The following is a 21,729-nucleotide window of genomic DNA, read 5'->3' on the forward strand; positions in this document are numbered from 1 at the left end:
CATCTTCGGGAACCAGAAGTAGATGCCGGCGAACACCGCGAACACGATCGTGCCGAACAGCACGTAGTGGAAGTGCGCGATCACGAAGTACGAGTCGGAGACGTGGAAGTCGATCGGCGGCGACGCGAGCAGCACCCCGGAGAGCCCGCCGAACAGGAACGTCACCATGAAACCGAGAGCGAACATCATCGGCGTCTCGAAACTGATCTGGCCGCGCCACATCGTGCCGATCCACACGAAGAACTTCATGCCGGTCGGCACCGCGATCAGGAAGGACGTGTCCACGTCGAAGACGTGCGCGCCGAGCACCCGATCGGCGGCTAGCGCGAAGAGGGCGGCCGCGAAGAACGGGAAGACCAGGATCACCAGGAGGCTGGTGACCAGGATGTTCCACGTCATGATCGGCATGCGGAACATGGTCATGCCGGGGGCGCGCAGGGTCAGGATCGTGGTGATCATGTTGACCCCGCCGAGGATCGTGCCGAGGCCGGAGAGGGCCAGGCCGACCACCCACAGGTTGCCGCCGATGCCGGGGGAGTGCAGCGAGTCGCTCAGCGGCGCATACGCGAACCAGCCGAAGTCGGCCGCGCCGCCGGGGGTGATGAAGCCCAGCATGACCATCCCGGTGCCGAACAGGTACAGCCAGTACGCGAGGGCATTCAAGCGCGGGAACGACACATCGGGAGCGCCGATCTGGATCGGCACCACGAAGTTGGCGAAGGCGAACACGATCGGCGTCGCGAAGAACAGCAGCATGATCGTGCCGTGCATGGTGAACAGCTGATTGAACTGCTCGGGGGAGAGGAACTGCATGCCGGGCCGGGCCAGTTCGGTGCGCATGAGGAGCGCCAGGAACCCGCCGACCACGTAGTACGCGAGCGACGTGAACAGGTACATGATGCCGATCTGCTTCGCGTCGGTCGTGCGCAGGATCCGGGACAGCGCCGAACCCTTGACCTGCCGCCGGACCGGGTACGGCCGGGTGGCTACCGGGCGCGGGGCGACTGCGGTCATGCGGGCTCCTCGGATTGCGCGGTGTGCTGACCACCTCTCGTTATATGCGCGCACCCGGCCGAACCGCTCGATTTCCGACAAATCCTTCGATCGGCGGCGGGCGGCCGGAGCGCCGGGCGGCGCGGTTGCCCGGTCTTTGCTGTTCCGGCAACGATGCTTGCCGGATCTCTCGGCGGCGCGGCATGGTCGTGGCATGAATGACGCCTATGAAGTGATCGTGATCGGTGGCGGGGCGGCCGGCCTGAGCGGCGCCCTGATGCTCGCCCGCTCCCGCCGGAGCGTTCTGGTGGTCGACGCGGGCCGGCCGCGCAACGCGCCGGCCGACGGGGTGCACGGGCTGCTCGGGCGCGAGGGCGTGAACCCGCTCGAGTTGGTCGCCCGCGGCCGCGAGGAGGTCCGCGGCTACGGCGGCGAGGTCGTCGACGGCGAGGTGGTGAGCGCCGCGCGGGACGGCGACGGTTTCGTGGTCGAGCTGGCCGGCGGGCGCCGGGTGCGGGGAAAGCGCTTGCTCGTCACCGCCGGGCTGGTCGACGAACTGCCGGACGTCCCCGGTCTGCGCGAGCGCTGGGGCCACGACGTGGTGCACTGCCCGTACTGCCACGGCTGGGAGATCCGCGACCGGGCGATCGGGGTGCTCGCGACCGGTCCGATGTCCGTACACCAGGCCTTGTTGTTCCGGCAGCTCAGCGAGGACGTGCAGTTCTTCCCGGACCGGCAGCCGGAACCGGCCGGCGAGCAGGCCGAGCAGTTGGCCGCGCGCGGCATCACCGTCGTGCCCGGCGAGGTGGACCGGCTGGAGCCGGAGGGCGTACGGCTGAAGTCGGGCCGGCTCTTCCCCCGGCAGGCGATCGCGGTCGCGACCCGGATGGTCGCCCGGGCCGGGTTCCTGGCCGGGCTCGGCCTCAAACCGGTCGAGCACCCGTCCGGCATGGGCGAGCACCTCCCGGCCGATCCGACCGGCCGCACCGAGGTCCCCGGCGTGTGGGCGGCCGGCAACGTCACCGACCTCTCCGCGCAGGTGAGCTCCGCGGCCGCGCAAGGTGCCCTCGCCGGCGCGCAGATCAATTTCGATCTGGTGGCCGAGGAGACCGCCGCGGCCGTCGCCCGGCGCGGGTAGGACCGCCGAGCACCCGGCCACGCGGATCGGCGGGAGCGTTTGTGACCGTTATGTAGGCTCCGGCGGCATCGGCCAAAAGTCGTAGCGGACGGGTGTGAATATCCCGGCCCTGGGCCGATGTGCGGAGGCGGCCGGTCGGGAAGGCTCATATCCCGACGAGACGGAGGGTCACGATGACAGACGACGGGGAAAATCGGCCGGAACGGCAGCGGGTCACGCTGACCGGCATCAGTTCGCGGGCCTGGGAGCACCCGGCCGATCGCGGCGCGCTCACCGCCCTGCGGGAGCTGCGCGGCTTCGACGACCTGGTGAAGGCGTTCTTCGGCATGTGGAACGAGCGGGGGTTCCGCCTGCAGTACCTGGCCGGTGCGATCCGGGTCGACCACCGGCAGTACCCGCGGGTCTACCAGCGCTTCACCGAGGCGGCGCGGACGCTCGACGTGCCCGAGCCGCCCGAGCTGTACGTGCACCAGTCGCCGATCATCAGCGGGCAGGCGATCGGTATGGATCGGCCGTTCGTCGTGATCAGCACGGCCGCGGTGGACAAGCTCGACGACGAGGAACTGCGCACGCTGCTGGGCCGCGAGATCGGTCACGTGCGCAGCGGTCACGCGGTCTACCAGACGATCCTCACCATCCTGACCCGCTGGGTGACCAACATCAGCTGGATCCCGATGGGCGCGCTCGCGCTGCGGGCCGTGATCGTGGCGATGTACGAGTGGTGGCGCAAGGCCGAGCTCTCCGCCGACCGGGCCGGACTGCTCGCCGCGCAGGATCAGGGCGCGTCGATCCGGCTCTTCATGAAGATGGCCGGTGGCGGCGACCTCTCGCAGATCGACACCGCCGCGTTCCTCGAGCAGGCCGCCGAGTACGAGGGCGGCGGCGACCTGCGCGACAGCCTGCACAAGCTGGGCATGACCCTGTTCAACAGCGAGCCGTTCCCGGTGGCGCGCGCCGCCGAGCTGCGCCGCTGGGTGGACTCCGGCGCCTACGCCCGGATCATCGGGGGCGACTACCCGCGCCGCGACGACGACCGGGACGCGTCGGTCACCGACGACGTGAAGGCGGCCGCGTCCAGCTACCGCGAACAGTTCCGGGACTCGACCGACCCGCTGGTGACGCTGGCCCGCAAGGCCGCCGGCGGCGCGGCGGACCTCGCGGGCTCGGCGGCCCGGGGCGCCCGCGACTGGGCGACGGGCCGCGGCACCAACGGCAACAACGACAACGGCGAGAACAACTAACGAGCGGATGTGACCGGTTCGGGGGAGGCTGTCAGGAGATCGTGGTCCGCCATGACCTCCTGACGGCCCGGCTCCTCGCGCAGCGCCGCGCACGCCAGCCACTCGTCCGGGATCGCGAACGCGTCGACCAGTTCGGTCATTTTCGGGCGCAGCTGCTTGAGCAGGTCGTTCACCATCCCGGTGACCGCTTTCGAGCGCGGCGGGGTGAGCCGCTGGTGCTCCAGATACCACCCCTTGTGCGCCTCGATCGTGCTCAGCGCGTACAGATCGCAGACCTTGGAAAGCAGATCACGGGTGTACGGGTCGGTTGTGCGCGCGATCGCCGCCACGAACGCCTCCAGCACGACCCGGTCGACGTGCGCGGACGCCACCTCGATCACGTGATCCTGCACGTCGTTGAAGATGTCGAACGATCGCGCCGGCTTCTTCGCCGCGCCCCGGCGCAGCCGCCGGATCACGCCGTCGAGCAGATGCTTCTCCCGGTCCTCGAACATCTTGAGGTGCCAGCCGCGATCGGTCAGCGCCACCTCCTCGTCCCGGCCGGGCACGGCGTCGACCAGGCGCTGGATCAGGGAGCGCGCCGCCGTCCGTTCGAGCACCATTTCGCGCACCTGCTCGGCCACGAACGTCGCGCGCCCCCAGCCGTCGAGCGACCCGAAAGCGTCCCGATAGCCGGTGAGCAGGCCCTTCGCGACCAGTTGGAGCAGCACCGTGTTGTCGCCCTCGAAGGTGGTGAACACGTCGGTGTCCGCCTTCAGGCCGGGCAGCCGGTTCTCGGCCAGGTACCCGGCGCCGCCCAGCGCCTCCCGGCACACCTGGATCGTCCGGGTCGCGTGCCAGGTCTGCGCGGCCTTCAGCCCGGCGGCCCGCGACTCCAGTTCCCGCTGCCGGTGCTCGTCCGCCGGGCCGTCCGCGGTCTGCACCTCGTGCAGGGCGGTGACCAACTCCTCCTGAGCGAAGGTCAGCGCGTACGTGGTGGCCAGCCCGATCAGGAGTTTCCGCTGATGGGCGAGGTAATCGTTGATCGCGATCTCGCGCTCTTCGCCGGGGGCCGCGAACTGACGCCGGGCCTCGCCGTAGCGCACGGCGATGGTCAGCGCCTCCTTGGTGGCCGCGGAAGCCGAACCGCCGACCACGACCCGGCCGCGGACCAGGGTGCCGAGCATGGTGAAGAAGCGCCGGGTGTCGTTCTCGATCGGGCTCGAATAGGTGCCGTCCGGCGCGACCTGTCCGTACCGGTCGAGCAGCATCTCGCGGGGCACGCGCACGTGATCGAAGGTGAGCCGTCCGTTGTCCACGCCGAGCAGGCCGGCCTTGTGCCCGTCGTCGCCGATGGTCACGCCCGGCAGCGGCTCGCCCCGGTCGTTCCGGATCGGCACCAGCCACGCGTGCACGCCGTACGTCCGGCCGCCGGTGATGAGCTGGGCGAACACGACCGCCATCCGCCCGTCGCGGGCGGCGTTGCCGATGTAGTCCTTGCGGGCGGCCTGGTGCGGCGTGTGCAGATCGAAGGACTGGGTTTCCGGATCGTACGTGCAGGTGGTGCGCAGTTGCTGGACGTCCGAGCCGTGGCCGGTCTCGGTCATCGCGAAGCAGCCGAGCAGGTCGGTCGAGATGATGTCGCGCAGGTAGGCGTCGTGCTGCGCCTTGTTGCCGAGCGCCACCACCGCGCCGCCGAACAGTCCCCACTGGACGCCGGCCTTCACCATCAGCGACAGGTCGAGCTGCGCCAGCATCTCGGCGGCGACCACCGCGCCACCGGGATCGGACCCGCCCCCGTACTCGGTCGGGAAGCCCGCCCCGACCCCCGGATCGACCGGAAGCTCCCGGAGGAGCCGGGTGATCCTCTCTCGGCTCTGCTCGAGCGTCTCACCCGGCACCGCCACGAAATGCGTTCCCGCGAGCTGCTCGCGCGCGGCCCGCCGCACGTCCGCCCATCGCCCGTCGAGCGCTTCCTGAAGTCCCAAGTTACCCATGAGTAATATCGTAGCCCGCCCGCTCATCGGCGCGCCACAGTTCCCGCGATCGGCGTGCGAGATCGCCCACCGCGGCCACGATGACCAGGGCGACCAGCGCGTGCAGGCCGAACAACAGCGGACCGGCCGTGCCGTCGTCGCCCAGCGACTCGGCGATCTTCGCGACGACGACCTGGACCGTGACCAGTCCGGCGATCAGCGCGGAGAGCCCGGTGAGCCGCCCCGGCAACCGGCCCGCCGCGGCGACGATCGCCATCACCACCGGGACGATGAACGTGACGTAGCCGAGCGCTTTGTGCGGCTCGAACGCCTCGTCGTTGGGCTTGGCGCTGAACGCCCCGGTCGCGGCCAGATAGAACTGCGCAAGAACGATCAGAAGCTGGAGTACGGCCAGGACGGCGAAGGTGCGGCGGATGAGCGAGGAAGTCATGCCGCCAGGACGAGCCGCCGCGGCGAAACGTGACAGCCGATCAGGACTTCTTGGTCTTCTTCGACTCGTCGCGCGGCGGCTTCGGAGTGGTGCTGAAGACGGCGCCGAAGACGATGCCCACCACGGCCAGCGGGATTCCGGCGAAGACCAGCGCACCTTCGATCGTGTTCACGCCCGGGGACGTTACGCCGAAGAAATCCGTCGAATCTGTGGGGGTTGCGGCCTGCGTATCCGGCGTGAGCCGCCCGTCCGCCCCGAGGAATTCCCGCTGCCACGCGTCCCGGGTGGCGTCGGCCAAGGCGTCCCACCGTCCCGGTTCCTGGCCGATCACCGCGGCGACACCGGATCGACCACCGGGATCGTCGCCGCGCGCTCGGCGATGGTCGCCTGAGCCTCCCGGTGCCGGGTCGCGGTCTCCTGAATCTCCACCGCGTGAGCCCGCTTCTCGTCCATCGAGAGCACCGAGGTCGTGCGATCGGTCCACTCGATCCGGCCGGCGTTTCCGAGAGTGCCGCGGCAGCCGCACGTCGCGCAGGCGACGTCGGTACCGGTCAGTTCGACCACGCTCAGGTGGCACATCGGGCAGAGGCCGGGCTCGCCGAGGTAGGTCACGTCGTCGTAGGGCTTGCCCACCTGGCCGGCGACGTTCGCGCCCAGGGCGGCCGCGCGGCGCAGGGCCTCGTCGTCGAGCAGGATCGACCGCGGGGTGCCGGCGCCGCCGAAGACCACCTGGTCGGCCACGGCGATGTGCATGGAGAACGTGAGCGTGTGCATCAGCGGGAGGGTGAGCGTCTTCCACTGCGGCGTCAGCGATCCGCCGACCGCCAGGAAACCGGCGACCCGGGGCCGCAGCACCCGCTCGTCGACCCGGAACGGCACTGCCGGCTCGTTGCCGGCCCGGCGTACGGCGACCAGTTGTTCGATGATCGCGGCGTCGGCGTTCGGCCCGAGCAGGCGGTCGACCAGCAGCTTGAGGCCGGCCGCCATGGTGCGGCTCATGATCGGCGTGCTGACGATCAGGGCGTCGCACTCGACCAGCTTCTCCCACAACCAGTCGAGATCGCTCTGCGCCGTCAGGTCGAGATCCGCCAGCCGGACCAGTTCGGCGCCCGGCCCGGCGGCGTCGAGCGCGAGGCGCAACAGGATCTCGGCGCTTCCGCCGGCCGTTCCCGCGCTCAGTCCGAGAACCTTGCTCATGGTCGCTCCAAAAGCTCGACGAGGTTTCCTTCCGGGTCGGCCACGAAGGCCATCCGCACGCCCTTCTCGGGTGACGGCTGCGGGGTCATCACCGGCCGGGCGCCCAGCAGCCCGACCGCGCGCTCGAACGCCGCATCGAGCCCGCGCACGTCGAACGCGATGTGGCCGAAGGCCTCGGACAGGGCCGCCTCGGCCGGATCCGCCGCCCGCAGGCCCGCCGACGAGCCCGGGCGATGCAGCAGCTCGAGCCGGTCCCCGTGCACGGTGTGGCGGAGCATGACGATGTCGAGATCGATCGGATCGACCCGGAGCGTGAGTTCGCGCTCGTAACCGAACGCGGCGCAGTACCACTCGGCCGCCGCGTCCAGGTCGTGCACCGCGAGGCCCACGTGGTCGAGGCGAGGCTCAGCCACGGCTGTTCAGCCTCGCCGGGTCGGCGCACAGGTACGACACGAAGCGGCCGTCCGGGTCCCACTTCGCGCGAACCGACGCCAGCCGTTCGAAGCTGGCCTCCGACACGAATCGGTCCTGGCGCCGGGTGAAGTCGGTGTCGCCGAGGTAGACGCCGGTGCCGTCGATCTCCGCGGTCCGGGCGTGCACCCAGGATCGGTACTTCTCGTCGTCCGCCGCGTCCGGGTAGATGGCGTACGTGGCGATGTACACGTTCCCCTCGACCGAGAACGCCATGTCCGGCAGCGGCCGGTCCGGAGCCCAGCCGTACCAGATCGAGAAGGAGTGTTCCGTGTCGAGTTCGCTCCACAGCCGCAGCAGGGGCGGGGCCAGCGACGATGCCGGCGCGTCGGTCCAGGTGCAGTCCACGGCGTAGCGGTAGCCCTCCGGGTTCTGCCCGGCCTGCGCCCGGTTCTCCTCCTCGAGGCTGGTCTCACCGCGTACATGCCCCAGCCGCCGCCCGGCGAGCGGCCCGTCGTCGAAGACCGCCAGCAGCGACGCGGCCTCCTCCGGCGACGCCGCCATCACCGTGGTGTGCAGCAGCAGGACCGTGCCGCCCGGGTGGGCGACGCCGGGATCGAGCGGCACGTCGGGCAGCCGGGTCGCCGCGATGACCGGTTCGACCCGCCGGTCGAGCTTGGGCAGCAGCTCATGCATCCAGGAGAGCAGCGTCTCGCCGTCGGCGAGCACGAACGTCCAGGTGTCCTGCCACAGATGCGGGTACGTCGGGTACGTCAGCAGGTGGAAAGCGGTCACGATGGCCGGGAACCCGGGCCCCGCCCCGCGCGCCGCCCAGTACAGATCGCTGTGCTGCGTAGCGTCCGCTCGAACCCGGTCGCCGGAAGCCGTGACGACCTCCACCGCGACCACGCTCTCGCACGCCCACCCGGCCGATCGGCTGTTCCATCCCTGACCGCCCTGGAGCAGGAACCCGCCGATCCCGACCGTCGGGCAGTGCCCGCCGGGGAACGCCCGGCCGCGCGACGCGAGGAAGGGGGCCAGTTCCTGACCGCCGCGCACCGACGGGCCCGCGACGGCGATGCCGCTGCTCTCGTCGTACGAAATCGTGTTGAGGTTTTTGAGGTCGATGAGCAGCCCGCCGTCGCGCACGCTCCAGACCGCCCAGGAGTGCCCGCCGGACCGGACGGCGACCGGCCAGCCGCGCGATCGGGCCAGCCGCACCCCCTCGGCCACCGCGTCCGCGTCGGCCGCGACCAGCACCGCGTCGGGGTAGCGCGAAGGCCGGCGCCGGTTGAAGACCCGGCCGACCCGGGCCTCCTCGTAGCCGTCCTCGCCGCGGAGGAAGAGTCCGTCCATCTATCGCCTACCGTTCTTGCTGTACGGAAGTTGTTCTCCCGATGCGAGAGTATGCTGCGCGCTGTGAAGCTGACCCATCTCGGCCATGCCTGCCTCCTGGTGGAGACCGGCGCCCGCCTGCTCCTCGACCCCGGCACGATGTCCGGCTTCGACGGCGTGCGCGACCTCGACGCCGTGCTCGTCACCCACCAGCACCCCGACCACGTGGACGTGACCCGCCTGGCCGCGCTGCTCGCCGCGAACCCGGGCGCGAGCGTGGTCGTCGACGTCGACACCGCCGCCACCGTCGAGGGGCTGCCCGGTCACGTCGTGGTGGAGCCGGGTGACCGCTTGCGGTTCGGCGCGACCACCGTCGACGTCTTCGGCGGCCGGCACGCGGCGGTCTACGGAGACGTGCCGGGGTGCGCCAACGCGGCGTACCTGATCGATGAGGGCGCGTTCTTCCACCCGGGCGACTCCTTCCTCGTGCCGCCGTCCGAAGTGGACGTGCTCGCGGTGGCGGTGGACGGGCCATGGCTCAAGCTGGCCGAGGCGGTCGACTACGTGCGGGCGGTCGACCCGCGGGTGGCGGTGCCGATGCACGAGGGCGAGACCACCGATCCGGCCAAGTACTGCGGGATGCTCGCCGCCTTCGCCGGCGACGGGGTGGTCCGCCGCCTCCCCGGGGGAGAGGCGGCGGACGTCTAGACGAACATCGACGGGCGGGCCCCAGTGATCCAGCCGACCAACTGGTCGTTGTCGGTGTCGGCGACCGGCACGTCGGCGACCTTCCGGCCCCGGTTGAGCACCGCGATCCGATCGCAGACGGCCACCGCCAGCGGCAGGTTGTGGGTGACCAGAACGCACGCCACGCCCCGATCGGCGAGCCGGCGGATCAGCGACTGCACCTGCTGGGTCTGCTCGTAGCCGAGCGCCGCGGTCGGCTCGTCGAGCAGCAGGATGCCGCGCTTCTCGTCGTCGCCGGGCAAACCGGAGACCCGGGTGGCGCCGCGGGCGAGCGCGACCACCTGCCGCTGGCCGCCGGAGAGCATCTCCACCGGGCGGGTCATCGCCGCCGTGCGGACGCCCAGCTTCTCCAACTCGTCGGTGGAGCGGCGGCGCTGCGCCTTGTGGTCGACGAAACCGAGCCAGCCGAGCGGCCCCTTCCGCAGGATCTCCCGGCCGAGGCTGAGGTTGGTGGCGATGTCCTGCGCGTCGACCAGCGCCAGATCCTGGTAGACCATCTGGATGCCGGCGTGCGTCGAGTCGGCGGGGGAGGCGAACGCCGACGTCTCGCCGTGTACCCGGATCTCGCCGGAGGTCGGCTGGTGCGCCCCGGACATCACCTTGAGCAGCGTCGACTTGCCGGCGCCGTTGTCGCCGAGCAGGCCGAGCACCTCGCCTTGGCGTACCTCGATGTCGATCTGGTCCAGCGCCCGCACATAGCCGTAATGCATGTCGATGCCACGCAGTTCGAGGGCTGTGCTGCTACCGGCGCCCGGTCCTACGGACGGCGCGGAGAACCCGGGCCCCTGCGCGGCCGTGCCGCTGTTCCCGGTCATTGGCTGGTCACCTCGTTCCGGTGTGGACGGACGCGTGGGCGGACTGCACCAGGCGACGGGAAACGGTCGTGGACACCCACTTCTCGATGGCGAGCGAGCCGAGCAGCAGCACGCCGGTCACCGCGGTGCCCCAGTACGGCTGGATGCCCTTGATGGTCAGCGCGTTCGAGATGGTGCCGAGGATGAGCGCGCCGACCAGCACCCGCGGCAGCGACCCGCGGCCGCCGGCGAGCGAGACGCCGGCCAGCGCGACCGCGGTCAGCGCGTTGAAGATGATGCTTGCGTTCGCGGCCGGGTTTGCCTCGGTGACCAGCGCCGTGGTCACCAGCCCGCCGAGCGCGGCGCAGAACCCGCTGATCACGAAGCCCACCACCTTGTACCGGTCGGCGTGGATGCCGGACCGGCGGACCGCCTCCGGGTTGCCGCCGACCGCCATCATCCGGATGCCGTCGCGGGTGCGGGTCAGGAAGACCGTGATGGCCACGAACAGCACCGCGGTGATCCAGACCGGCGCCGGGACGCCCAGGTAGCGCTGGGTGCCCATGAAGGTGAGCGAATCCAGCCCCGGGACGGTGTAGCCGCCGACGATGACCGACGCGAGCCCGGTCATCACCGACAGCGTGCCGATCGTGACCACGATCGGGTTGAAGCCGCGCAAGGTGATCAGGCCGTTGACCGCCCCGACCAGCGCACCCAGGACCAGCGCCGCGACGATCGACACCCAGGTCGGCGTGCCGTGCGTGATCAGCCAGCCGCAGACGCAGCTCGCCAGCGCCGCGGTGCCCGGGATCGAGAGATCCAGCGCGCCGCAGATGATGCCGACCGCCACCCCGGCCGCGAAGATCGCGGTGAGCGCCGCCGCGTTCGCGATCAGCAACGCGTTGTCGACGCTGGCGAAGTACGGGCTGGCCCAGATGCTGAAGGCGATCAGCAGCAACGCCCAGAGGACGAAGATGCCGCGGTCCCGGACGAAGATCAGCGAGCGGATGACCGCCGGATCCTTGTCCCGCTCGGCGCCGGCGGTGCGCGCGGGTGCGATGGTCACGGCCACGGTCTCCTCAGCTTCCGGCCGTCGTGGTCTTCTGCGGCACGATCAGGATCTCACCGTTGGCCTTCGGATCGGCCTGCATCTTGACCAGGGTGTCGAACGACTGCGTCATGTCGTCGTTGAACTGGAGCGCCACCGAGGCGTACATCTTGCCGTCCTTGACGTCCTTGAGAACCTCGTCGTTGCCGCCGAAGTCGGTGATGCAGGCGAGCTTCTTGCCGGCGGCGCCGGCCGCGCCCAGCGCGCCGAGCGAGCCCTCGTCGTTGGCGGACATGACGCCGACGAGGTCGGGGCTGCCCTGCAGCACGTTGCCGATGTCGGTCTGGCCCTTGGCGCGGTCGACGACCGGCAGGTTCTGCACGACGGTGACGCCGGGGGCGGCGGCCTTCAGCGCGGCCAGGGCGGCCGTGTCGAAGGCCTCCTTGCCGGCCGAGCCCTCCTGGCTGGTGGTGTAGAGCACCTTGCCGGTGCCGCCCGCCTTCTCGGTGAGGCATTTGCCGAGCTGGGAGCCGAGCTCCTTGCCGCCGGCCGGGTAGTCGATGTAGTCGAACGTGATGCCCGGCTGCGGCCCGGTGAAGCCGTACTCGGCGGGCTGGCCGTTGACGAGGACCGGCACCCCCTTGGACTGGGCCGTCTTGAGCAGCGGGCCCATCGACTTGGGCGCGTTCGCGAGGATCCAGGCGGCGCCCACCCGGCCCGCGCTGATCACCTCGTTGAGCTGCTGGCTCTGCTTCGTGGCGTCGAAGTTGGGGTCCTGGACGATGACGTCCCAGCCCTTCGACTTGGCGTACCCCTGCACGCCCTCGGCGAGGCCCTTGAGGGCCGGCGGCGCGAGCGAGAGCGGGGAGAAGACCAGGGTCTTGGGGAGCTGCTTGTCGCCGGCGGCGCCGGAGGCCGAGGAGCCGCCGCTCGACGAGCCGCCACAGGCGGCGGTGAGCAGGAGCGGGGTGGCTAGGGCGGCGGCCAAGGCGGTGCGGAGCACGTTCACTGTCGGACTCCTTCAGGGCCAACTTTCACATCGTGAAAGCGATTTTCTTGGAGATGGGAGAAACATAAGTGAGCTGCTGCACGATGTCCATGGCTTGGCCGGACCATTTCCAACCTGTGACGTCAACGCCCCGGCCAGGAAGTTTCCAGCCCGCTCACCAGCGCGACCATCGCGTCGTGGGCGGGCGTCGGCACGCCGTGACGGCGGCCCTCGGCGGCGATGCCGCCGTTGAGCACGGCTATCTCGGTGGTCCGGCGGGCGAGCACGTCCTGCAGCATCGAGGGTTGGTGGGCGTACGCCTCCCGGACGGCCTCGTCGACCGCCTCACGCGGATCGCGGGTGAGCGCGATCCCGGCCCGGTCGCACACGGTCTCCGCCTCCTCGATCAGGCGCTCGACCTCCCGGCGCAGGCCCGGATCGGTGCACACCGCGCCCACGGTGAGCCCGGTGAGCGCCGAGAGCGGGCTGGTGGCCGCGTTGAACACGACTTTCGTCCACTGCGGGCCACGCGCGTCGGCGACCGCGTGGGTGGTCAGGCCGCCCGCGTTGAGTAGCCGGGCCAGCAGGGCGATCTGATCCGGTCGCGCCGGGCTCGGCTCGAACGGGCCGATCCACGTGTCGCCGGGGGCGTCGTGGCGGACCGTGCCGGGCGCGGTGACCGCTCCGGCGGTGACGATCGTCCCGCGGATGACCCGGGGGATCACCTCGGCGATCGTTTCCTCGTTGCCGATGCCGTTCTGCACGCTCACCACGCCGGCGTCCGAGAGCGCCCGGTGAGCGTTTTCGACCGCTTCCCGGGTGTGCCGCGCCTTGGTCGCCACGATGCCGAAGTCGCAGGCCGGCAGGTCGGCGGCGTCGGTCAGCGCGTGCACCGCAGCGACGAAGCCAGCCGGCCCGGTCACCCTCAGGCCGTCGTCGCGGATCGCCCTCATGTGCTCGGCCCAGGGATCGACCGCCCAGACTTCGACGTCCGGTGCTCGGGTCAGGTAGGCCGCGTAGAGGCTGCCGATCGCGCCGCACCCGAGGACCGCGACGCGCACCGCGCCGGTCATGACGCGCCCGCATCGGCCGCGTGGGCGATGGCTGGTTGCTCGGGTGCCGCGTGGGCGATGGCTGGTTGCTCGGGCGCCGCGTGGGCGATGGCCGGTTGCTCGGGTGCCGCGTGGGCGATGGCCGGTTGCTCGGGCGCCGCGTGGGCCAGGGCCGCGCGGGCGAGGGCCGCGCAAGTTGCCGGGTGGGCGCCACCGACGCCGAGGCCGGCGACCACGTCGCCGTCGACGACGATCGGCAGGCCGCCCGCGGCCGCCAGCAGCGGGGCCGGATGCAGCGCGGCGAGCTGGGCGGCCGGATACAAGTCGGCGAGCTGTTCGCTCGGGACGCCGAAGCGGGCGGCCGCGCTCGCCGTGGCCAGCGCGACGTCGACGCCGCCGGCTACCGCGTGGTCCATCCGGTCCTGCTGGATCGGGTCGCCGCCGCGGTCGACGACGGCCACGCTCACCCGCAATCCACTGCTCTCGGCGGCGGCGAGCACCCGATCGCACAGCGCCACGGCCCAGTCCAGCTCGGCCTGCCCCGTGGCGGGCGGGGCCGGTCGCATGCCGAGACTGTCTTCCGGCGCGACGGTCAGATCGCCGAAGCGGGCCAGCCAGCGGGTGCGGTCGTCGCCGTGCTGTCCGGCGTAGGGCGTGCCCAACGCGTACGCGATCAGGAGGTCTTCGGGGTTGGCCGGCTCACCGTCGGCGGAGACGACCTCGGGCGGCACCCCGGCGGGCAGGAAAGGGCTTACCGTGGCGCCGGACGCGGAGATGCCGCCGACGACCACCTCGCCGTCGCGGATCGGCAGGCCGCCCGCGCCGGGGAAGAGCGCCTCCGGCGAGGCGGTCACGAAGCCCTGACTGATCGGGGCGGGCAGGGTGGTCATCCGGTGCAGGTGCTCGGCGCTCGGGATCTGCTGGGTCGCCGGGATCCAGGCCTTGGAGCGGGCCCGGGCCATGCCGCCCGCACCGCCGTGGTCGAGCCGGGACGCCGTGACCAGCGCGCCGCTCGCGCCGACCACGGCGATCGCGCCGCGCAGGCCCAGTTGCTCGGCCTTGTCCACCGCCCGGCGCACGAGCACGCGCGCCTCGGCAAGCGAGACATCCGCGGGGTGAATCGAGCCGTCCCGCTTCGGCGGCCGGTCGCTCGCCGCCGGCTGCTCGCCGCCCGCCTCCGATCGTCGACCGGCCGCCGGCCGCGACGCGCCCTCCGCCGGTGGCGATCCGGCGGCGTGGCCGTTCATCAGGCGCCGACCATGTTGTATCCGCCGTCGGCGACCAGGTAGCCGCCGGTCATGTGGAACGCGTCGTCGGTGGCCAGGAACAGGGCGGTGCCGGCCAGTTCGGCGGGGCCCGGGATGCGGCCCATCGGGGTCATCCCGCGCAACTGGTCGCCGCGGCCCTCGCGCCAGTCCTTGCGGCCCAGCGTCGCCTCGGTCTCGATGAAGCCGGGCGCGAACACGTTGACCCGCACGACCGGGGCGAACGCGTGCGCGTACGACTTGGTGAGGCCGAGCAGGCCGTATTTGGCCGCCGCGTACTGCGGGGCGCGGGCGCTGCCCCGGACGATCACGGTCGATCCGATATTGACTATCGCGCCGTGGCCCTGGTCGAGCATCCGGGCGCCGAACTCGTGGACGCAGGCCATCGTGCCCTTGATGTCGACCGCCAGCACGTGGTCGACCGACTCCTCGGTGATGTCCCGCCAGGACATCTGCTCGCGGGCCACGTCGCCGACGTTGTTGATCACCACGTCGACGCCGGCGAGCTGCCGGAACGCCTCGTCGGCGAGCGCCTTGACCTGGGCCCAGTCGGCGATGTCGGCCTGCAGCAGGACCGGCTCGGCGCCGGCCGCGCGGACCCGGTCGGCGGTCTGCTCGGCGCCGGCCTTCGAGGATCGGTAGTGCACGCCGACGACGCGGGCGCCCTCCTGCGCGGCGCGGACGGCGATCTCGGCGCCGAAGCCGGTGCCGCCCCCGGTGACGACGACCGAGCGGCCCTCGAAGCGGCGGGGGATGGGAACGGGATGCAGAGCCACGAGAGTTCCTTTCAGACGAGCACGCGCCCGCCGTCGACGTAGAGGACTTGGCCGGTGATGAAGCCGGCCCGATCGGAGGCGAGGAAGGTGACCGCGTCGGCCACCTCCTCCGGGACGCCGAGGCGCTGGGCCGGGACGAGCCGTTCCAGGGCGGCGCGGTTGCCGTTCCTGTCGAGGTGGTCCTTGGTCAGATCGGTCTCGATGTAGCCGGGCGCGACCGCGTTGACCGTCACGCCGCGCGCCGCCCACTCCCGGGCCATCACGCGTACGAGCTGATTGAGACCGCCCTTGGTCGCGGCGTAGGGCGCGTGGTCGGCGTGCGCGAGGAGGCCGGACACCGACGACACGAAGATCATCCGGCCGTAGCCGGCGCCGACCATCAGCCGGCCCACGTGCTGGCCCAGCCAGTAGGCGGTGGAGAGATTGAGCTCCATCAGCTGCTGCCAGTCGGCGTCGGTGAGCTCGAGGACCGGGCGGCGGACGTTGCGCCCGACGGCGTGCAGGAACACCTGCGGCACGCCGATCCGCGCGGCGGCCTCGTCGACCACCTGCCGGCAGCGCCGGGGATCGCGCAGGTCGCCGGGGATCGTCTCGATGCTTGCGCCGGCCTCCTTGGCCTGCCGGGCGATCGCGTCCAGCTTGCCCTCGTCGAGGTCGGCCAGCGCGACCCGGGCGCCCTGCGCGGCGAGGCTCACCGCGCTCGCGCCGCCGAGTCCGCCGGCGCCGGCCACCAGGGCCGGCCTACCCGTGAGCGCTAGCCAATCCACCATGGGGCAACCTCTGTTCTCGCATCACGAAAGCGACTATCCAGTACCGTAGACGGCGGGGTCGGGCCTGTCCAGGCTGCGCTTGCGCCGGGCCTTAGGCTCAGGGTTCTCAACCTTCGTCGCGGGGAGCACGATGGCGGACGCGAAGCCGGAATATCGGGTCGAAGCCCTGGCCAAGGGGCTCCGGCTGCTCAGTCTCTTCACCGAGCAGCGGCCCACCTGGCGGGTCACCGACCTCGCCGAGGCGGCCGGGCTGCCGATGCCGACCGCCTACCGGGTGGTGCAGACGCTCACCTCGGAGGGCTACCTCGATCACCTGCCGGGCGGGGATTACCGGCCGGGCGTACGCGTGCTGACGCTGGGCGGCGCGGCGCTGCGCAGTCTCGACCTGGTGGAGCTGGCCACCCCCCGCCTGCAGCAGCTGGCGGCGCAGACCGGCGAGACGGTGAACCTCGCGGTGCTGACCGGCGACCGGGTGCTCTACCTGGTCCGGCTGCGCAACTCCGACCTGGTCACGGCCAACATCCAGGTGGGCTCGACGCTGCCGGCCGTGCACACGTCGATCGGGAAGCTGCTGCTCGCCGACCTCGAACCCGAGGTGCTCGCCAAGCAGATCACCGAGGCGTCGTTCCCGGCGCAGCACGGGCCCAACGCCAAGGTGTCGCTCGATGAGCTGCGGGAGGAACTGGCCCGCATCCGCGAGCAGGGGTGGGCGGTGCAGGACGAGGAGCTCGCGTACGGATTGCGGTCGGTGGCCGGGCCGATCATCGGGCCGGACGGCCGGTTGATCGCCGGCGTCAACCTCGCAGTGCAGGCCCGGGACTGGTCGGCGCAGCGGATCGTGCGCGAACTCAAGCCCGTGGTGCTCACCACCTGCGACCTGATCACCCGGCTCGTGGCCGGATCATAAAACCGTTTTCGCCGTACGAGAGTGTCAGGACCAGCCTTTTCGGTCGTGGTGAGCGCGCCGTACCCGGGCCTACGATGCGGGCATGGCCCAGGAGGTGCGGTTCTGCCGTTCGCCGGACGGGGTGCGGATCGCGTATGCCGTGCACGGCGCCGGTCCGCCCCTGCTGATCAACTCCTGCTGGCTGTCCCACCTCCAGCACGACTGGCAGAGCCCGGTCTGGCGGCACTTCCTCGAGGCGCTGGGCCGGGTCGCCACCGTCATCCGGTACGACGAGCGTGGGCACGGGCTCTCCGACTGGGCGGTCGAGGACTTCTCGCTCGAGGCGCGGGTCGGCGACCTCGCTGCGGTCGCCGAGTCGGCCGGGCTCGACCGGTTCGCGCTGCTCGGCATGTCCCAGGGCGGGACCGTGGGCGTCTCGTACGCGGTGGCCCACCCGGAGCGGCTCACCCGGCTGATCCTGTTCGGCGCGTACGCGGCCCGGCGGCGCGGGCCCGAGGACGACGAGATGTTCACCGCGTTCGCGAGCCTGATCAAGGTCGGCTGGGCGCGGCCGGAGTCGACGTTCCGCCGGGTGTTCACCAACCTGCTCATCCCGGGGGCGACCGAGGCGCAGATGCAGTGGGTGGACGCGCTGCAGCGGATGTCGACGTCGACCGAGAACGCGTACCGCTTCCGGGTTGCCAGGCAGCGGGAGGACGTGACCGATCTGCTGCCGCGGGTCGGGGTGCCGACGCTGGTGCTGCACGCGCTCGGCGACCAGTCGGTCCGCTTCGCCGAGGGCCGGATGATGGCCTCGACGATCCCCGGGGCCTCGTTCGTGCCGCTGGCGAGCGACAACCACATCCTGCTCGCGGACGATCCGGCGTGGCCGGTGTTCGTCCGGGAAGTGGGGGAGTTCCTCGCCGCCGACTCGCCGGCCCGCGCCGATGACGGCTCGCTCGACGACCTCACCACCCGGGAGCTGGAGATCCTGCGGCTCGCGGCGGCCGGGATGGACAACGGCGCAATCGCTTCCTCCCTCGTGCTCAGCGTCCGGACGGTCGAGCGGCACCTGTCCAACGCGTACCTGAAGCTCGGGGTCAGCGGGCGGGCCGGGCGCGCCGCCGCGGTCGCCGGGCTGGCTCGCCGCGGCCTGGCCTGACTGCGTGTTCGCCGCCACCGCCGGCCCGCGCGGTTGCGTGTCAGCACCGATCCGGACCGATCGCGTCCGCCCATACCGTCGGGTCATGACAACCGACCTGATCGAAGCCAGCATCGCCAAGTTCACCGCCGCCCCGGACGCCGGCCGCGCCGCGCCGGCCGTCACCGCCACTCTCACCAACGGCCGGGCCCGGCTCTCCTCGGGACCGTTCAACTGGGAATCCGACCTCGCGCCGGCCGTCGGCGGGGGCAACCTCGCGCCCAGCCCGAGCGCGTACCTGCTCGGCGCCCTCGCCGGGTGCGCGGCGGTGTTCCTGCGCGACACCCTCGGCCCGCAGCTCGGTCTGCGGATCGACGACATCCGGGCGACCGCGAGCTGCACCACCGACGCGCGCGGGCTGCTCGGCATGCCCGGCGCCATGCCCGACCTCGGCGACCTCGCGATCGAGGTCGCGGTGGTCTCGCCGGAGCCGGAGGAGCGGTTGCAGGAGCTCTACGCCGCGTGGACCGAGCGGTGCCCGATCCTGCTGGCGCTGGTCAAGCCGAACGCCGTCGACGTCCGCTTCAAGACCGAACGGTCCTAGATTGGGTGCATGATCGCTCACCCGGGACTGCGCTTCACCGATCACACCGTCACCGTGCCGCTCGACCACGAACGACCGGACGAGGGCACGATCGAGGTCTTCGCCCGGGAGGTGGTCGCCGCTGATCGGGACGGCGACGACCTGCCCTGGCTGCTCTTCCTGCAGGGCGGACCGGGCGGGAAGTCGCCCCGGCCGGTGCGCGCCGAGAGCTGGATCGCGTACGCCGTGCGGACCCACCGGGTGTTGCTGCTCGACCAGCGGGGGACCGGCCGGAGCACGCCGATCACCGCGCGCACGGCCGGCGATCGGTCCGCCGGGGAACTGGCCGGCTATCTGCGGCTGTTCCGCGCGGACAGCATCGTCGCCGACGCCGAGATCCTGCGCGAGCGGGTGGCCGGCGGCAACAAGTGGGACACGCTCGGGCAGAGCTACGGCGGATTCGTGACGATGAGCTATCTGTCGACGGCTCCGCGCGGGTTGCGCACCTGCTACATCACCGGCGGGCTGCCGGGACTGACCGCGACAGCCGATCAGGTGTACGCCCGGACCTACCCCCGGGTGGCGGCCAAGAACGCCGAGTTCTACCGCTGGTACCCGGGCGCCGCCGCCGCGGTCCGCCGGATCGCCGATCACCTGGCGGCCGAGGACGTGCGCCTGCCGGACGGCGACCGGCTCACGGTCGAGCGGCTGCGCGTGCTCGGCAACGGCTTCGGGATGAGTTACGGGTACGCCCACGTGCGCTGGCTGCTCGACGAGGCGTGGCACGGCGAGCAGTTGTCCGACACCTTCCGGTACGACGTGATGGCCCAGACCGGCTTCATCGACCAGCCGCTGTTCGCGCTCCAGGAGTACTGCTACGGCCGGCCGGGGAGCGGCCCGACCGATTGGGCCGCGTCGCGCGCCCTGGAGAACCATCCGGCGTTCGCCGCGGACGCCGATCCGCTGCTGTTCACCGGCGAGATGATGTACCCCTGGATGTTCGAGCAGATCGCCGCCCTCCGCCCGTTCGCCGGCGCGGCCGAGATCCTGGCCTCGGCGGACGACTGGCCGCCGCTCGTCGACCCGGCCCGGCTGGCCGCGAACGAGGTGCCGGTGGTCGCCGCCGTCTACTTCGACGACATGTACGTCGACGCCGGCCTCTCGCTCGAGACCGCGGCGGCGGTCGGCAACGTGCGCACCTGGGTCACGAACGAACACCAGCACGACGGCCTGCGGACGGCCGGCGAGGCCGTTCTCGGTCACTTGATGGAGATGGCCGCCGGCCTGCGCTGACCGGGCCCCGGGCGGCCCGGATCGATCCGGGCCGCCCGGGAACGACCGGGAACCCGGGGGATCAGGCGCTCTGATCGTCGATCGTCGCGCCGCCGGCGTTCTTCTGGATCGACGAGATCGTGTTCAGCGCCGAGGCCTTCTGCTTGTAGGACTCGCTCGTCGCCACGACCTGGCCGTTGGTGGCCACCATGTTGAAGCGGAACTCGCCGTTGCTGGTCTTCTTGACCACGAACTTCATCACGTCACCTCCACCTCGCCCGTTACCCGGACGCGGAGGACCAAAACTCCGCGCGATCGATCATCACCGTCGTCGGCCGCCAACCGCCGCTCCGCGCGGCCGGACCACCGTGGGGCGAGCGCAACGGTGGTCCGTCGAGGCGCCCGGAGAGCGGTCCGCGGCCGGCGCCGGTGCGCGTGAGAATGCTTCGCGCACGGCCGCCCAGAGGCGCTCACCCCAGGTCGGGCAGGGCTGGACCGCGGCGCCGGGCAGGGCGGACCGGCTGTCGTGGCGGCTCGCCTCGACGCTGAAGACGAGTGCGGCGAAATCCATGATCTTCTCCCTCCGGGTAGTCCGTTAACGGTCACGTGACCGTTAACGGAAGTGTGCGCCGCCGAAGGGAGGGGGTCAAGCGGGATTACGATGCGGTGATCGTGGACGAGAGACAGGACAAACGGCCCACCCTGCGGGATGTGGCGCGGCTGGCGGGCGTTTCGCACCAGACCGTGTCGCGGGCGATCAACGACAAGGGCGAGATCGACCCGGAGACCCGCCGCCGGGTGCTCGACGCCGCCCGGCAGCTGCACTACCGGCCGTCGCGGTTCGCCCGGGGGCTGGTGCGGCCGGGCACGACCACGCTCGGGCTGATCGTGCCGGACGTGGTGAACCCGTTCTTCCCCGAGCTGATCGCGGGAGTGATCGACGCCGCCGGGCAGGCCGGGTGGCAGGTGCTGGTCAGCAGCGGCCAGGACGACGTGACGCGGGAGCCGGGGCTGCTCCGGGCGCTGTCCGGGCAGGTGGACGCGCTGGTCTGCTATCTCTTCACGCCCGAGACGGTGATCGCCGACGCGATCGAGGGGGTGCCGCTGGTCCTGATGAACCAGCGCCCGCGGAATCCGGCGTTCGGCGCGGTGGAGATCGACGTCGTGGGCGGCGTGCGGGCCCTGGTGCGGCACCTCGCCGGCCGGGGGCACCGGCGGCTCGGCATGATCGACTGCCCGGGCGCCAACGACGCCGCGCGGCGGACGGTGTTCCTGGCCGAGGCGGCCGAGCTCGGTCTTGCGCCGGCCGCGGTCGTCGACGTCGAGCAGTCGGTGGCCGGGGGCGAGGACGGGTTCGCCCGGCTCTCGGCGGCGCACCCGGAGGTGACCGCGGTCTTCTGCTTCAACGACCTCGTGGCGGTGGGCGCGCATCGGGCCGCGCGGCGGCTCGGCCGGGCGGTGCCGGGCGACGTGGCGCTGGCCGGCTACGACGGGCTCACCCTCGGCGAGCTGCTCGACCCGTCGCTGACCACGGTCTACCTGGACAAGCGCCGGATGGGCGAGCTGGCGGTCGCCCAGGCGCGCCGGTTGCTGAGCGGCGAGCGACCCGAGCCGGCCGTGCTGGAGACCAGGCTCCTGGTCCGCGAGTCGGCGTGAGCGCATCGGATCGGTCTGATCGGCCGGTGC

General features: G+C 71.7%; 23 protein-coding genes. 8 read left to right on the top strand and 15 right to left on the bottom strand.

The genetic code is table 11. The features are described from left to right. The coding region (locus tag IH26_RS0129575) for a cbb3-type cytochrome c oxidase subunit I (RefSeq protein WP_030439533.1) at positions 1-1,014 on the bottom strand (1,014 nt) is incomplete at its 3' end. Between the two features lie 193 nt (positions 1,015-1,207). Here IH26_RS0129575 and IH26_RS0129580 point away from each other — a divergent pair. Together IH26_RS0129580 and IH26_RS0129585 are read left to right on the top strand one after the other, a co-directional pair. Beyond that, positions 1,208-2,131: an NAD(P)/FAD-dependent oxidoreductase gene (locus IH26_RS0129580; protein WP_034216245.1), complete on the top strand. Its 924-nt coding sequence runs from the start codon at positions 1,208-1,210 to the stop codon at positions 2,129-2,131. Positions 2,132-2,304: 173 nt separating this feature from the next. After that, positions 2,305-3,372, top strand: coding sequence for a M48 family metallopeptidase (locus IH26_RS0129585; protein WP_030439535.1), 1,068 nt, complete (start codon positions 2,305-2,307; stop codon positions 3,370-3,372). On the opposite strand, the gene IH26_RS0129590 is transcribed toward IH26_RS0129585, so the two are convergent. The 6 genes from IH26_RS0129590 to IH26_RS0129615 are packed head-to-tail and all read right to left on the bottom strand — an operon-like array spanning position 3,369 to position 8,742. Then, complete coding sequence (locus IH26_RS0129590) at positions 3,369-5,348, bottom strand: acyl-CoA dehydrogenase family protein (RefSeq protein ID WP_030439536.1); 1,980 nt, start codon at positions 5,346-5,348, stop codon at positions 3,369-3,371. The genes IH26_RS0129585 and IH26_RS0129590 overlap by 4 nt on opposite strands. Further along, entirely contained in the window at positions 5,341-5,778 is a 438-nt protein-coding gene (locus IH26_RS0129595) for a DUF6220 domain-containing protein (protein ID WP_245665613.1), read from the bottom strand. The genes IH26_RS0129590 and IH26_RS0129595 overlap by 8 nt, the downstream gene beginning before the upstream one ends. 40 nt (positions 5,779-5,818) lie before the next feature. Beyond that, a complete protein-coding gene (locus tag IH26_RS0129600; protein WP_157437453.1) occupies positions 5,819-6,076 on the bottom strand; it encodes a hypothetical protein in 258 nt (85 codons plus the stop codon). 29 nt (positions 6,077-6,105) lie between these two features. Then, a complete protein-coding gene (locus IH26_RS0129605) occupies positions 6,106-6,975 on the bottom strand; it encodes a flavodoxin family protein (protein WP_051808701.1) in 870 nt (289 codons plus the stop codon). Next, a complete protein-coding gene (locus IH26_RS0129610) occupies positions 6,972-7,388 on the bottom strand; it encodes a VOC family protein (protein WP_030439540.1) in 417 nt (138 codons plus the stop codon). Before IH26_RS0129610 ends, IH26_RS0129605 begins: the two co-directional genes overlap by 4 nt. Continuing rightward, positions 7,381-8,742, bottom strand: coding sequence for an FAD-binding oxidoreductase (locus IH26_RS0129615; protein WP_030439541.1), 1,362 nt, complete (start codon positions 8,740-8,742; stop codon positions 7,381-7,383). The genes IH26_RS0129610 and IH26_RS0129615 overlap by 8 nt, the downstream gene beginning before the upstream one ends. 63 nt (positions 8,743-8,805) lie before the next feature. Between IH26_RS0129615 and IH26_RS0129620 the strand changes: the two genes are divergently transcribed. Further along, positions 8,806-9,429, top strand: a complete 624-nt coding sequence (locus tag IH26_RS0129620; protein ID WP_030439542.1) for an MBL fold metallo-hydrolase — start codon at positions 8,806-8,808, stop codon at positions 9,427-9,429. On the opposite strand, the gene IH26_RS0129625 is transcribed toward IH26_RS0129620, so the two are convergent. The 7 genes from IH26_RS0129625 to IH26_RS0129655 form a co-directional block, all read right to left on the bottom strand. Next, positions 9,426-10,283, bottom strand: a complete 858-nt coding sequence (locus IH26_RS0129625; protein ID WP_084599164.1) for an ATP-binding cassette domain-containing protein — start codon at positions 10,281-10,283, stop codon at positions 9,426-9,428. The two genes, IH26_RS0129620 and IH26_RS0129625, sit on opposite strands and share 4 nt — an antisense overlap. Positions 10,284-10,290: 7 nt before the next feature. After that, positions 10,291-11,328, bottom strand: coding sequence for an ABC transporter permease (locus IH26_RS0129630; RefSeq protein ID WP_169789839.1), 1,038 nt, complete (start codon positions 11,326-11,328; stop codon positions 10,291-10,293). 13 nt (positions 11,329-11,341) lie between these two features. Beyond that, positions 11,342-12,319, bottom strand: a complete 978-nt coding sequence (locus tag IH26_RS0129635; RefSeq protein ID WP_030439545.1) for a sugar ABC transporter substrate-binding protein — start codon at positions 12,317-12,319, stop codon at positions 11,342-11,344. A 122-nt stretch (positions 12,320-12,441) separates the two neighbouring features. Then, the gene (locus IH26_RS54145) at positions 12,442-13,371 is read right to left on the bottom strand and encodes a ketopantoate reductase family protein (protein WP_034216249.1); all 930 of its coding nucleotides are present in this window, start codon (positions 13,369-13,371) and stop codon (positions 12,442-12,444) included. Continuing rightward, positions 13,368-14,597: a GlcG/HbpS family heme-binding protein gene (locus IH26_RS56245; RefSeq protein ID WP_051808703.1), complete on the bottom strand. Its 1,230-nt coding sequence runs from the start codon at positions 14,595-14,597 to the stop codon at positions 13,368-13,370. Before IH26_RS56245 ends, IH26_RS54145 begins: the two co-directional genes overlap by 4 nt. Beyond that, positions 14,597-15,391: an SDR family NAD(P)-dependent oxidoreductase gene (locus tag IH26_RS0129650; RefSeq protein ID WP_245665630.1), complete on the bottom strand. Its 795-nt coding sequence runs from the start codon at positions 15,389-15,391 to the stop codon at positions 14,597-14,599. Before IH26_RS0129650 ends, IH26_RS56245 begins: the two co-directional genes overlap by 1 nt. Before the next feature lie 11 nt (positions 15,392-15,402). After that, positions 15,403-16,161: an SDR family NAD(P)-dependent oxidoreductase gene (locus IH26_RS0129655; protein ID WP_030439548.1), complete on the bottom strand. Its 759-nt coding sequence runs from the start codon at positions 16,159-16,161 to the stop codon at positions 15,403-15,405. Between the two features lie 130 nt (positions 16,162-16,291). On the opposite strand from IH26_RS0129655, the gene IH26_RS0129660 reads away from it, so the two are divergent. The 4 genes from IH26_RS0129660 to IH26_RS0129675 all read left to right on the top strand — a co-directional run bounded on the left by IH26_RS0129660 (position 16,292) and on the right by IH26_RS0129675 (position 20,064). Next, entirely contained in the window at positions 16,292-17,068 is a 777-nt protein-coding gene (locus IH26_RS0129660; RefSeq protein WP_030439549.1) for an IclR family transcriptional regulator, read from the top strand. Between the two features lie 82 nt (positions 17,069-17,150). Beyond that, positions 17,151-18,209 (top strand): alpha/beta fold hydrolase, encoded by a 1,059-nt coding sequence (locus IH26_RS0129665; RefSeq protein WP_030439550.1) that lies wholly within the window; start codon positions 17,151-17,153, stop codon positions 18,207-18,209. 85 nt (positions 18,210-18,294) lie between these two features. Then, a complete protein-coding gene (locus IH26_RS0129670; RefSeq protein WP_030439551.1) occupies positions 18,295-18,792 on the top strand; it encodes an OsmC family protein in 498 nt (165 codons plus the stop codon). 9 nt (positions 18,793-18,801) lie between these two features. Continuing rightward, complete coding sequence (locus tag IH26_RS0129675; RefSeq protein ID WP_030439552.1) at positions 18,802-20,064, top strand: alpha/beta fold hydrolase; 1,263 nt, start codon at positions 18,802-18,804, stop codon at positions 20,062-20,064. Positions 20,065-20,125: 61 nt separating this feature from the next. On the opposite strand, the gene IH26_RS0129680 is transcribed toward IH26_RS0129675, so the two are convergent. Then, complete coding sequence (locus tag IH26_RS0129680; protein ID WP_084599165.1) at positions 20,126-20,302, bottom strand: YegP family protein; 177 nt, start codon at positions 20,300-20,302, stop codon at positions 20,126-20,128. A 413-nt stretch (positions 20,303-20,715) separates the two neighbouring features. On the opposite strand from IH26_RS0129680, the gene IH26_RS0129685 reads away from it, so the two are divergent. Continuing rightward, positions 20,716-21,699, top strand: coding sequence for a LacI family DNA-binding transcriptional regulator (locus tag IH26_RS0129685; protein ID WP_245665632.1), 984 nt, complete (start codon positions 20,716-20,718; stop codon positions 21,697-21,699). Positions 21,700-21,729: the final 30 nt, after the last annotated feature.

This window comes from Actinoplanes subtropicus, assembly GCF_000721705.1.
Classification (GTDB): domain Bacteria; phylum Actinomycetota; class Actinomycetes; order Mycobacteriales; family Micromonosporaceae; genus Actinoplanes; species Actinoplanes subtropicus.